Source organism: Geodermatophilus sp. SYSU D00742 (assembly GCF_054049935.1).
In genome coordinates this window covers 18,217-31,188 of record NZ_JBJGYJ010000028.1, presented here as the reverse complement: position 1 = coordinate 31,188, position 12,972 = coordinate 18,217, and the positions used below count along the sequence as shown (strand labels likewise).

Sequence of the window (12,972 nt, the reverse complement as noted above, 5' to 3'; positions counted from 1 at the left end):
CAGGTCTCCTTGCCCGATGCCGCTGCGGGTGGCATAACTGCGGGAGCGCGTCGAGCTCGAACAGCCGTGGCCCCGCGTGGTGGAGAGCCGGCCGATCGGCCGGATGAGAAGGGTTGCGGTGGAGCAGATCACACGGCGCGACGTCGCCGTGCGCGCGCTCGACGCCGCCCAGGCCGCGGTCGAGCTGCGCAGCGACCCCGCACGCGTCCGCGCGGCACGGCGGCTGCGGGTCTCCGACGGAGGCAGCCCCGCGCTGGACCGGCTCGTGGAGCTGGCCACGCGGCTGCTGTCCGCCCGCTCGGCACAGATCTCCATCCTGGACGACGCCCACACGATCGCCGGCATCGCCGGGGTCCCGCCGGGTGGGCGCGGTCAGGAGTCCCCCCTGGACCAGTCCCCCTGCGCCCTCGCCGCGGTGCTGCGGACCCCCCTGGTGGTCCCCGACGCCCGCGCCGACGAACGGGTCCGCGACCTCGCCCCGGTCACGTCGGGCGTCGTGGGGTCCTATCTCGGCGTGCCGCTCACCGACGGGGCGGGACTGGCCGTCGGCACCCTCTGCGTCTTCGACGCCGAGCCGCGCGCCTGGACCGACGGTGACGTGGCGACCCTCGCCCAGCTGGCCGGCGCGGTGGTCACCGAGCTGGAGTACGCGGCGCTGGCCGGCGAGCACGAGCGCCAGCGCGTGCGTTGGGTGCTGGCCATGGACGCCGGCCGGGTCGCCACCTTCGACTGGGACCTGCGCACCGGTGAGCTCATCTGGGACGAGCCGCTGATGGTGATGTTCGGCTACACCGCCGAGGAGTTCGACGGCACCATCGAGGCCTTCAACCGCCGCCTGCACCCCGACGACCTGCCGCGGGTCAGCGAGGCGCTGCGGACGTCGATCGAGACCGTCGGCGAGTTCGAGGCGGAGTACCGGGTGGTGCGCCCGGGCGGCGACACCCGGTGGGTGCAGGCCCGGGGCCGCGCGCTGGCCGGCCCGGACGGGACCGCCGTCCGGCTGCTGGGCGCCGCCTCCGACACCACCGAGGACCGCAGCGCCCAGGCCCGCGTGACCCGCGTGCTGGAGGCGATGCCGGCGGGCTTCTACTCCCTGGACCACGAGTGGCGGTTCACGCACGTGAACGCCGAGGCCGAGCGGCTGCTGGGCCGCTCCCGCGAGGACCTGCTCGGCCAGGTGCTGTGGGAGGCCTTCCCCGCGGCCGTCGCCAGCGTCTTCGAGGAGAGCTACCGCGACGCCGTCCGCACGGGGCGCCCGGTCAACTTCGACGCGTACTACCCCGCGCCGCTCGACGGCTGGTACGAGCTGCGGGCCTGGCCGACCCCCGAGGGGCTGTCGGTCTACTTCTTGGAGGTCACCGAGCGGCGCCGGGTGCGCGAGCGCGCCGAGCGGTCCGCCCAGCAGCTGGCGCTCCTCGCGCAGGTCAGCGCCGAGCTCGCCGGCACCCTGGACGTCGAGGCCGCCACCGCCCGCCTCCCGCGCCTGGTCGTGCCGGCCCTGAGCGACTTCTGCGTGCTCACCGTCATCGACCCCGACGGCCGTCCGCGCGACGTGGGCAGCTGGCACGTCGCCCCCGCGAACCGACCGGTGCTCGAGCGGTACGCCGAGGTGCGCATGGACGTCATGCCCCTCACCGCTCCCGTCGCCCGCGCGCTGCACACCGGGGAGGCGGTCACCTTCTCCGGGGCGGACGTCCTGGACGTGCTGCCCCCGGGCCGGGCCAAGGACCTGCTCGCCGTCCTGGCGCCGGCCACCGAGGTCGCCCTCCCGCTGCGCGCCCGCGGCCGGACGGTGGGACTGCTCACGCTCTTCTACGCCGCGGGGCACGCGCCGACCCCCGAGGACGTCGCCGTCGCCCAGGACGTCGCCGACCGCGCCGGGCTGGCGCTGGACAACGCGCAGCTCTACGCCCAGCAGGAGCAGCTGGCGGAGGGCCTCCAGCGCAGCCTGCTCACCGAGCCGCCGGAGCCGGACCACGCGGAGATCGCCGTCCGGTACCAGCCGGCCGTCGAGGCGGCGCGGGTCGGCGGCGACTGGTACGACGCGTTCCTCCAGCCCGGTGGCGCGACGATGCTGGTCATCGGCGACGTCGTCGGGCACGACACCGAGGCCGCCGCCGCCATGGGCCAGCTGCGCGGGCTGCTGCGGGGGATCGCCACCTACAGCGACGCCCCGCCGGCCGAGGTGCTGCGCGGCCTCGACGCGTCGATGGCGGTGCTGCAGACCCGGGTGCTGGCGACCGCGGCGGTGGCCCGGTTCGAGCAGACCCCGGACGAGCGCGGGCGCGGCGTCACCCGCATGCGCTGGGCCAACGCCGGTCACCTGCCGCCGCTGGTGATCAACCCCGACGGGAGCGTCGCCGAGCTCGCCTCCTGGCGCGGCGACCTGCTGCTCGGCGTCGACCCGGAGGCGCAGCGCCAGGAGTCGGTGGTGACCCTCGACCGCGGCGCGACCGTGCTGCTGTACACCGACGGGCTCGTCGAGCGCCGCGACGCCGACCTCGACGCGGGCATGGTCCGGCTGCGGGAGGCCCTGGTCGAACTGGCCGGGCTGCCCCTGCAGGAGATGCTCGACGAGGTGGTGCAGCGGTTGGTGGGCGGCCGCCCGGAGGACGACGTCGCGCTGGTCGCCGTCCGGCTGCACCCGCAGGACCGGCCGCGGCCGCCCGAGGCCGGCCCCAACGTCGTCCCGGACGTCGTCCCGGAGGAGCCGGCGACGACCTGAGCCGGGTGCCGTCCGGGGGACGACGGTGTGTCGATCATGTGGCAACCTCGTCCGGTGACCGCCACCACTGACGAGCTGTGCCTGCGCCCTGCGACGGAGCTGGCCGCACTGATCCGCACCCGGCAGCTGTCGGCCCGTGAGCTGACCGACGCCTGCCTGGACCGCATCGAGCGGCTCGACTCCCGGGTGAACGCGATCGTCACCCTCGACGCCGAGGGCGCCCGCGCCGCGGCCGACGCCGCCGACGCCGCCCTGGCCGCCGGTGAGGCGGTCGGCCCGTTGCACGGGTTGCCGGTCGCCCACAAGGACACCCACGCGACGGGCGGCATGCGCACCACGTGGGGCTCGCCGCTGCACGCCGACACCGTCCCGGCCGACGACGAGCTGGTCGTGGCCCGGCTGCGGGCGGCGGGCGCGATCCGGGTGGGCAAGACCAACACCCCGGAGTTCGCGGCCGGGTCGCACACCTTCAACACCCTCTTCGGCGTCACCCACAACCCGTACCGGCACGGACTGTCGGCCGGCGGCTCCAGCGGCGGCGCCGCCGCGGCGCTGGCGGCCGGGTTCGTGCCCCTGGCCGAGGGCAGCGACATGGGCGGTTCGCTGCGCAACCCCGCGGCCTTCTGCAACGTCGTCGGGCTGCGGCCCACGCCCGGGCGGGTGCCGACGTGGCCGGCGCCGATCGGCTGGTCGCAGATGTCGGTGCAGGGCCCCATGGGCCGCACCGTCGCCGACGTGGCCCTGACCCTGTCGGCGGTCGCCGGGCCCGACCTGCGGGTGCCGATCTCCCTCGGCGACCCCGGCGCCCCCTTCGCGGCGCCGCTGCCCGAGCGTCTGGACGGGCTGCGGGTGGCCTGGGCGCCGGACCTCGGCGGCCGGATCACCGTCGACCCGGCCATCACCGCGGTGCTCTCCGACGCGGTCCGGGTGTTCGAGGAGCTCGGCGCCACGGTGGCCGACGACTGCCCCGACCTCACCGGCGCCGACGACGTCTTCGGCACCCTGCGCGCCTGGCTGTTCGACGCCTCCTTCACCGAGCTGGCCCGGCAGCACCCGGACCAGGTGAAGGAGTCGATCCGCTGGAACGCCGAGATGGGGGCCAAGCTCTCCGGCTCCGACGTCGCGCGGGCGGAGATCGCGCACACCGCCCTCTACGAGCGGACGGTGGCCTTCTTCGACCGGTACGACGTGCTCCTGGCCCCGACGACGCAGGTGCTGCCCTTCCCGGTGGAGCAGGAGTACCCCACGGAGATCAACGGCGTGAAGCTCGACGACTACCTGGAGTGGATGCGCGCCTGCACGCTCATCACACCGACCGGTTGTCCCGCCCTGTCGGTGCCGGCCGGGTTCACGCCCGACGGCCTGCCGGTCGGGCTGCAGGTCGTCGCCGCGCCGCGGGCCGACCGCCGGGTGCTCGAGGTGGGCCACGCCTTCGAGCAGGCCACCCTCTTCGGGCAGCGCCGCCCGCCCCTCTGAGGTCGTCTACGTCTCTCTTGCCGAGGCCCTAGACACCGGCAGACGCGGCTCGACCGATGAGTCCGGTGCCGCCCGACGGTCGTGACGGCATGACATCGGACGCAGGACCCCGCACCGTCGACCACCAGCACGTCGCCGCGGTGGCCGAGCGCTACCGGCGTCGGGCGGAGGTCTTCGAGGCCACGGTGGCCGCTGTGCCCGACGGCGGCTGGTCGCGGCCGTCGCCGTGCGTGGAGTGGGACGCGCGCGACGTCGTCCGGCACGTCATCGACATGCACCACGTCATGCTCCGCCCGCACGGACGGACGCCGGCACCGGCCCCGGGCGTGGACGACGACCCGCTCGCCGCCTTCCGCGCGGCCCGGGCGGAGGTCGAGGCGATCCTGGCCGACCCCGGGCTCGCCACCCGGCAGACGGAGAGCCCCGCCGGCACGATGCCCGGCGCCGACATGGTGGACCACGTCGCCAGCGACGACCTGGTGTTCCACCGCTGGGACCTCGCCCGCGCGACCGGGCAGGACGACGCCATCGACGTCACCGAGCTGGAGCGCATGTGGCCCGGCCTGCAGGAGATCCCGGACGTCATGCGGGTCCCGGAGGCGTTCGGCCCCGGCGTCGTCGTCTTCGGGCCGGTGGTCGAGGTCCCCTCCGACGCGCCGCTGCAGGACCGCGCCCTGGGCCTGCTCGGCCGCGACCCGGCCTGGGCCCCACCACGGTGACCGCGTCCGCCGCCCGCCAGCCGTCCGCCCGGACAGCGGCGGAGACCCGCGAGGAGTCTCAGGTGCGGCGGCGGAGGCCGCGGAGCGTGCGGACGGCGACCAGCAGCTCGGCCAGCTCCTGCCGGTCCCCCGAGGCGATGTCGACCAGTTGCGCCGCGGCGCGCCGCTGGGTGCCGTCCCAGCCGCCCACCCAGCGGGCCACGAGCTGGTCGGCGTGCTCCGTGTCGCCCCGCCGGCCAGCCAGCACCTCCGCGGTGAGCGCGGCCTGCTCACCGGCCAGGTCGTCCCGCAGCGACGCCCGGGCCATCGACGGCCAGCGACGGTCCCGCGGCAGCGCGATGACCAGCTCGCGCAGCGGCACCAGGGCCAGCCGCTCGGCGAGGCACTGCTGCACCTGCCCGGCCAGGGCGATCGGCGCGCCGGTGCGCTCGGCCACGACGGCGAGGTCCAGGGCGGCCGGCAGCAGCGGCGCCGCGGCCACCTCGGCGGCGAGCGGTCCGGGCACACCCGCGTCCTGCAGCCGCGCGGCGCGGTCGGCGTGGGCGGCGGCCTCGGCGCCCAGCAGCCACGACGGCAGGCCGGAGCGCACGGCGGCCACCGGGGCGGCGAACCGTTCGGTCACCTCACCGATGGGCGCGCCGTCCTCCGCGGCGAGCTCGGGCAGCCCGAGCAGCCAGCGCGTCGCCCGCTCGGCCAGCCGGGTGGCCTCGGTGCGCAGCTCCACCTGGGTGGCGGCCGACACCCGGTTGTCCAGGGGCCGGACCGCGTCCCACAGCCGGTCCACCTCGAAGACCGCGCGCGCCACGGCGTGCGCCCGCACGACCCCGGCCGGCGGCACCCCCGTCTCCTCGCCCAGCCGGAACAGCCCGGTGACCCCGGCGACGTTGACCGCCCGGTTGGTCAGCGCGGTGGCCACGATCTCCCGGCGCAGCGGGTGCCCGGTGACCGCCTCGGGGAAGCGACGGCGCAGCTCCACCGGGAAGTACTCGACCAGCAGGTGCTGCAGTGCCGCGTCGTCGGGCAGGTCCGAGGCGAGGACGGCGTCCCCGGTCTCGAGCTTGGCGTAGGCCAGCAGCACCGACAGCTCCGGGCCGGTCAGCGCGTGCCCGTCGCGACGCCGTTCGGTGAGCGCGCGGTCGTCGGGCAGCGCCTCCACGCTGCGCACCAGCCGCCCGGAGCGCTCCAGCGCCCGCAGGTAGCGCTGGTGGGCGTCGAGCAGGCTGCGGGCGGCGGTGGTCTCGGCGGCGAGCGTCGCGTTCTGTGCGTGGTTGTCGGTGAGGACGGCGGCGGCCACCTCGTCGGCCATGTCACCCAGCAGCGCCGCCCGGCCCTCGGCGTCCAGCGCCCCGGCCTCCACCACCCGGTCGAGGGCGATCTTGATGTTCACCTCGTGGTCGGAGGTGTCGACGCCGGCGGAGTTGTCGATGGCGTCGGTGTTGATCCGCCCGCCGGCCAGGGCGTACTCCACCCGGCCGCGCTGGGTGAGGCCGAGGTTGCCGCCCTCCCCCACCACCCGCACCCGCAGGTCCCGGCCGTCGACGCGGACGGCGTCGTTGGCCTTGTCCCCCGCGTCGAGGGCGCTCTCGGTGGAGGCCTTGACGTAGGTGCCGATCCCGCCGTTGAACAGCAGGTCCACCGGCGCGAGCAGGACCGCGCGGACCAGCTCCACCGGCGACAGCGACGTCGCCTCGGCGGGCAGCCCCAGCGCCGTCCGCATCGGCTCGCTGACCGGGACGGACTTCGCCGTCCGCGGCCACACCCCGCCCCCGGGGCTGATCAGCGAGGGGTCGTAGTCGGCCCACGAGGAGCGCGGCAGCTCGAACAGCCGGCGCCGCTCGGCGAACGACGTCGCGGCGTCCGGGGTGGGGTCGACGAAGACGTGTCGGTGGTCGAAGGCGGCCACCAGCCGGATGTGCGGGGACAGGAGCATCCCGTTGCCGAAGACGTCCCCGGACATGTCCCCGATGCCCACGACGGTGAAGTCCTGGCTCTGCACGTCGAGGTCGAGCTCGCGGAAGTGGCGGGTCACCGACTCCCACGCGCCGCGGGCGGTGATGCCCATCGCCTTGTGGTCGTAGCCGACCGAGCCGCCCGAGGCGAAGGCGTCACCGAGCCAGAAGCCGCGCTCGAGGGCGACCGCGTTGGCCAGGTCGGAGAAGGTGGCGGTGCCCTTGTCGGCGGCGACCACCAGGTAGGTGTCGTCCCCGTCGTGGCGCACCACCCGTTCCGGCGGGACGACCCGACCCTCCACCAGGTTGTCGGTCAGGGCCAGCAGGGCGCCGATGAACAGCTCGTAGCAGGCCTGCCCCTCGGCGAGCCAGGCGTCGCGGCCGGCGCCGTCCGGCGGCGGGTTGCGGACGACGAACCCGCCCTTGGCGCCGGTCGGCACGATGACGGTGTTCTTCACCATCTGCGCCTTGACCAGCCCCAGCACCTCGGTGCGGAGGTCCTCGTGCCGGTCGGACCAGCGCAGCCCGCCGCGCGCGACCGCGCCGAAGCGCAGGTGCACGCCCATCACCCGCGGCGAGCTGACCCACACCTCGCGGGCCGGCCGCGGCTCGGGCAGGTCCGGGACGGTCGCGGGGTGCAGCTTCAGCGCCAGCGGCCCACCCGCGTAGTACGTCGTCCGCTGGGTGGCCAGGACGGCGGCCAGCAGCGCGGTGAGCACGCGGTCGGCGTCGAGGGAGGCCACCTCGCCGATCGCCTCGCGCAGCGACCGGACCAGCTCCTCGGTCCGGGCGGCACGACCGGCGTCGCGGTCGGGGGAGAACCGGGTCTCGAACAGCGCGACCAGCCGGGCGACGACGTCCGGGTGCGCGGCCAGCGTCGTCTCCACGTACCGCTGACCGAAGGGCAGCCCGGCCTGGCGCAGCCACTGCACGTAGGCGCGCACCACGGTGACCTGGCGCCAGTTGAGCCCGGCCAGCAGCACGAGCGCGCCCAGGCCGTCGTCCTCGGCGTCCCCCCGCCAGACCGCCGACAGCGCCTCGGTGAACCGCTCCGGCAGCGAGCCGGGGAAGGGCAGCTCCCCGGCCGGGGCGGTGAGCCCGAACTCGTAGAGCCAGGCCAGCGGCGCGCCGATCCGGTCGATCTCGTACGGGCGCTCGTCGACGACGTCCACACCCATGTGCTGCAGCATCGGCAGGACGTCGGACAGCAGCAGCCGCTGCCCCACCCGGTACACGGCCAGCCGCGGCTCGGCCCCCGACCCCGGGGCCGGACGGCGCAGGACCAGGCCGATCTCGCCCTCGGCGAGGGCGTCGAGCCGCTCGACGTCCTCCACGGCGACCGAGGCGGGGAAGTCCTGCTGGTAGGCGGCCGGGAAGGCGTCGGCGATCCGGGCCAGCCGCCGCTCGGCGTCGGCGCCGTAGCGGGCGGCCAGGGCGTCGGCGAGGTCGTCGGTCCAGCTGCGCGCGACGGCGGCCAGCGCGGCCTGCAGGGCCGCGACGTCGACGTCGGGCAGCGCGCTGCGGCCGCGCCGGGTGACCGGCGGCCGCACGACGAAGTGCAGCCGGGCCAGGACCGACTCGGTGACCCACGCCGTGTACTCGATGCTGGTGCCGCCGAGCCGCTCGAGCAGCAGCTGCTGGATCGCCAGCCGCACCTCCGTGGTGTACCGGTCGCGCGGCAGGTAGACGATCGCCGACCAGAACCGGTCGGCCGGGTCACGGCGCAGGAACAGCCGGGTCTGCCGGCGCTCCTGCAGTTGCAGCACGGCCAGCGCGGCGGGCAGCAGCCGGTCGGCGCCGACCTGGAACAGCTCGTCGCGGGGGTAGGTCTCCAGGACGTCGAGCAGCTGCTTGCCGGTGTGGCTGTCCGCCGGCACGCCGGAGCCCTCGATCACCGCGGCGACCCGCCGGCGGACCAGCGGCACGTCGCGGACGTCGTGCGCGGCGGCCGTGGTGGGGAACAACCCGACCAGCCGGTGCTGGCGGGCGGGGCCGCCGTCGTCGGGCGGGAGGGTGACCGCGACGACGTCCAGCCACGCCCGGCGGTGCACCGTCGAGCGGAGGTCGGTCTTGGTGACGGTGAGCAGCGCGTCGCCGGGCGCGGTCTCGGGGGTGGCGCCCATGTCGGTGTCGCTGCGCAGCACCCCGAGGCCGCTGCCGGGGACCGCCCGGACCGTCGTCCGCCCCCGGGAGCGGGTCAGCTCGACGTCCCGCGCGCCCAGCAGGACGAAGTTGCCGTCGCTCAGCCAGCGCAGCAGGGCCGCGGCCTCGGCGGGGTCGTCGGCCGGGTCCCCGTCGGGCACCGGGGACTGCTCCGCCAGCCGCCCGGCGAGCTCCAGCGCGCGCGCCCGCATGCGGGCGGCGTCCTCGTGGACCGCCCGGACGTCGGCCAGGACCGTCCGCAGCCCGGTGACGAGGTCACCGGCGGCCTCCTCGTCCAGCGGCCCGTCGAGCACCACGGCCATCCAGGACTCGGCCAGGGCGTCGGGGCCGCACCGCTCGGGGTCGGCGCTGTCGCAGAAGGCGAGGACCCGCCCGGTCACGTCCCGGCGGACGACCAGCACCGGGTGGACGACGTGCTCGAGCCGGAAGCCCTGACGGACCACCTCGGCGGTGACCGAGTCGACGAGGAAGGGCATGTCGTCGGTGACGACCTGGACGATGGAACGCGCTGCCGGGCCGTCCCGGCCCGGCAGCCGCTGCACGGAGACGGTGGCCGAGCCCTGCGGCCGCACCTCGGCCAGCCGCAGGTGGCCCAGGGCCAGCGCGGCGAGGTCGCCCGGGTCCTGGTCGAGCACGTCGGCGGCGGGCTCGCTCCAGTAGTAGCGCCGCAGCAGCCCCGGGACGTCGGCCGGGCCGCACCCGGCGGGCAGCCCCGACCCGGCCTCGACGGCCTCGCGGGCCGCCCGTTCCAGCAGCCGCCGCTTCTGGTCACGGGCCGCCTCCAGGGCGGCCAGGTCCGTGGCGACGGCGGGGGATGGAGTGCCGTCGATGGGCGCCGTCCCCGGGGTCGCCGGGGCGGTGCCGGTGGTGCTGGCCATGCCGACTGACGCTAGCCCGCGGAGTGCGCGCCGTCACAACGACGTGAGTTCCGCGCCGGGCCCCTGCAGGGGGCCGGGGGTCAGCCCTTCTCCACGACCAGGTCGACGATCCAATTCCCGATGGCCAGCATCAGTCCGAGGACCACTGCCGCACCGAACGTGTCGACCTGCAGGCGTTCGCTGACGGCGGCGGTGATGCCGAGCACGGCGGCGTTCACCACGAGGAGGAACAGCCCGAGGGTGAGCACGATGAACGGCAGCGACAGCAGCCGCAGGACCGACCCGATGAACGCGTTGACCAGCGCGAAGACGAGCGCGATCCACAGCCAGGTGCCCGGCTCGCCTAGTGGCCCCTGCGGGTTGGGCACCACCTCGACGCCGCTCATCTGCAGGACGTTGTCGTAGGTGTACACCGCGGCGTAGAAGACGCCGGCCATGAGGACGACCTTGACCAGGAACCTCAGCACGCGGCCCACGCTAGCCGCCGGTGATCACGATCCGGGCCGTGTCGGGGGGTCTACGCCCGTCTAGTCCCAGGGCTAGAGGCGGACAGAGGACGGTCGAGGCCTCCCCCTCCCGGGCGGCGCCGCCTCAGGTCGGCGGCAGCGCGCTCCCCGCGACGTGGAGGCACTGCCCGCCCGCCACGCCCGGCAGGTGCTCGCCGCGCACCTCGACGCCCTGTGCCGGACGCGCTGACACCGGCCGTGCCGGGGGCGTCCGGCCGCCGGAGCGTCCCGGCCGCCCCCGTTCCCCGTGCGCGGTGCATCGACGGCGCCGGCGCGGAGAACACCGGGGGGACACACGGGGCCGGGGAGGCGACGCGATGCACCGCGTGGTCGTGGTCGGGGCCTCCGCCGGCGGGGTGAGCCCGCTGCAGGAGCTCGTCGCCGGTCTCCCCGAGGACCTCCCTGCCGTCGTCCTCGTGGTCGTGCACGTGCCGGCGACGGCCGACAGCCACCTCCCCCGGCTGCTGTCCCGCTCCGGCCCGCTGCCGGCGGCGCACGCAGAGGACGGCCAGCTGCTGCGCCCCGGGCGGATCCTGGTCGCCCCGCCCGACCGCCACCTCCTCGTGCGCGGTTCCCACGTACGGCTCAGCCGCGGTCCGCGCGAGAACCGGCAGCGCCCCGCCGTCGACGCCCTCTTCCGCAGCGCCGCCCGCTCGTGCGGGCCCGGCGTGGTCGCCGTCGTCCTGTCCGGAGCCCTCGACGACGGCGCGGTGGGGGCCGCCGCCGTGGTGGCGCAGGACGGGGCCGTGCTCGTGCAGGACCCGGCCGAGGCGCGGGTGTCGGCGATGCCCCGCGCGGCGCTGGCGACGGTCCGCCGCGCCCGCGCCGTCCCGACCGCGGCCCTGGCCGCGGCCGTCACCGGACTGGTCCGCGGTCCCACGCCCCCGGTCGACCCGGCGCCCGTCCCCGCCACCCCGCCAGAGAGGAGGCCGACGATGGACGGCCCCACTGCGGTCACCGACCAGGGCACCCCCGCGGCACTGGGCTGTCCCGAGTGCCAGGGCGGCATGTACGAGACCCTGCCGGACTCCACCGCGAGCTACTCCTGCCACGTCGGCCACGTGTGGTCGGCGCAGACGCTGCTCGACGCCCAGCACCAGGCGGTGGAGGCCGCCATCTACAACGCCGCCTCCAAGCTGCTGGAGATCGCGGCGGTGCACCGGCGCCTGGCCGACCTGGGGGACGGCGGGACCGGCACGCCCCCCGGCGACCACCTGGCGGCCGCCGAGCGGGCCGAGCAGCGGGCCGCACGCATCCAGGCCCTGGCGACGGAGGACCCGGGCCCGGGTGACGACGCCGGGGACGACACGCCGTAGCGACCTCTACCGATCTCTAGGGGCTGGCCTAGACGAGCCCATACGGTGGTCGACATGGACCCCGTGCGGAACCCGTACGCCCCCGGTGCCGGCCAGCGGCCGCCCGAGCTGGCCGGCCGCGACACCGAGCTGTCGGCGTTCGACGTCGTCCTCGAGCGGATCGCGCACGGGCGCCCGGAGCGCTCGCTGGTCCTGACCGGGCTGCGCGGCGTGGGCAAGACGGTGCTGCTCAACCAGCTGCGCTCGGCGGCGATCAGCCGCGGGTGGGGCACCGGCAAGATCGAGGCGCGGCCCGACCAGTCGCTGCGGCGGCCGGTCTCCTCCGCGCTGCACATGGCGCTGCGCGAGCTGCGCCACCCCGACCAGGAGTCGATGGACGCCGTCCTGGGGGTGCTCAAGGCGTTCGCGCTGCGGCAGGTGCCGGACGCGAAGGTGCGGGACCGATGGCAGCCGGGCATCGACGTGGTGGCCACCAGCGGGCGCGCCGACTCCGGCGACATGGAGATCGACCTCGTCGAGCTGCTCAGCGACGCCGCCGGGCTGGCCGCCGACGTCGGCAAGGGCGTCGCGCTGTTCATCGACGAGATGCAGGACGTCCAGGCCGAGGACGTGTCGGCCATCTGCGCCGCCTGCCACGAGCTGTCCCAGCAGGGCGCCCCGCTGATCGTCGTCGGCGCGGGCCTGCCGCACCTGCCGGCGGTGCTCTCGGCGTCCAAGAGCTACTCCGAGCGGCTGTTCCGCTACCTGCGCATCGACCGGCTCGACCGCCCCGCCGCCGACCGCGCGCTGCTGGCGCCGGCCGAGCGGGAGGACGTCACCTTCGAGCCCGAGGCCCTCGACGCCCTGTACGCCGCCGCCGACGGCTACCCCTACTTCGTCCAGGCCTACGGCAAGGTCACCTGGGACGTCGCCGCCGCCTCCCCCATCACCGCCGCCGACGTCGCGATGGCCGCGCCGGTCGCCGAGGCCGAGCTGGCGGTGGGCTTCTTCGGCTCCCGCTACGACCGCGCCACCCCCGCCGAGCGCGAGTACATGCACGCCATGGCCGAGCTCGGCGGACCGGCCGGGGCGGCCGTGTCCACCTCCGAGGTCGCGGTCTCGCTGGGCCGCAAGCCGGCGTCCCTCTCCCCCGCGCGCGACGCACTCATCAAGAAGGGCCTGGTCTACTCCGCCGAGCGCGGCCAGATCGCCTTCACCGTCCCCCACTTCGGCCGCTACCTGCTCGCGCACGCCGATTGAG

General features: G+C 75.9%; 7 protein-coding genes. 5 read left to right on the top strand and 2 right to left on the bottom strand.

Annotated features, from left to right (window positions below):
- Positions 1-118 precede the first annotated feature (118 nt).
- The 3 genes from ACI78V_RS17385 to ACI78V_RS17375 all read left to right on the top strand — a co-directional run bounded on the left by ACI78V_RS17385 (position 119) and on the right by ACI78V_RS17375 (position 4,920).
- Positions 119-2,725 carry a SpoIIE family protein phosphatase gene (locus tag ACI78V_RS17385; protein WP_456852970.1) on the top strand — a complete coding sequence of 869 codons (2,607 nt, stop codon included), beginning with the start codon at positions 119-121 and terminating at the stop codon, positions 2,723-2,725.
- 54 nt (positions 2,726-2,779) lie between these two features.
- A complete protein-coding gene (locus tag ACI78V_RS17380; protein ID WP_456852968.1) occupies positions 2,780-4,201 on the top strand; it encodes an amidase in 1,422 nt (473 codons plus the stop codon).
- Positions 4,202-4,290: 89 nt separating this feature from the next.
- Complete coding sequence (locus ACI78V_RS17375) at positions 4,291-4,920, top strand: TIGR03086 family metal-binding protein (protein WP_456852966.1); 630 nt, start codon at positions 4,291-4,293, stop codon at positions 4,918-4,920.
- A gap of 58 nt (positions 4,921-4,978) precedes the next feature.
- Here the strand turns inward: ACI78V_RS17375 and ACI78V_RS17370 are convergent, their stop codons facing one another.
- Positions 4,979-9,910, bottom strand: a complete 4,932-nt coding sequence (locus tag ACI78V_RS17370; protein WP_456852964.1) for an NAD-glutamate dehydrogenase — start codon at positions 9,908-9,910, stop codon at positions 4,979-4,981.
- Between the two features lie 80 nt (positions 9,911-9,990).
- Positions 9,991-10,377: a phage holin family protein gene (locus ACI78V_RS17365; RefSeq protein ID WP_456852962.1), complete on the bottom strand. Its 387-nt coding sequence runs from the start codon at positions 10,375-10,377 to the stop codon at positions 9,991-9,993.
- A gap of 356 nt (positions 10,378-10,733) precedes the next feature.
- Here ACI78V_RS17365 and ACI78V_RS17360 point away from each other — a divergent pair, with 356 nt between their 5' ends.
- Together ACI78V_RS17360 and ACI78V_RS17355 are read left to right on the top strand one after the other, a co-directional pair.
- On the top strand, positions 10,734-11,732 hold the full coding sequence (locus ACI78V_RS17360) for a chemotaxis protein CheB (protein WP_456852960.1): 999 nt from the start codon (positions 10,734-10,736) through the stop codon (positions 11,730-11,732).
- 54 nt (positions 11,733-11,786) lie between these two features.
- Positions 11,787-12,971, top strand: coding sequence for an ATP-binding protein (locus ACI78V_RS17355; protein ID WP_456852958.1), 1,185 nt, complete (start codon positions 11,787-11,789; stop codon positions 12,969-12,971).
- Position 12,972 lies beyond the last annotated feature (1 nt).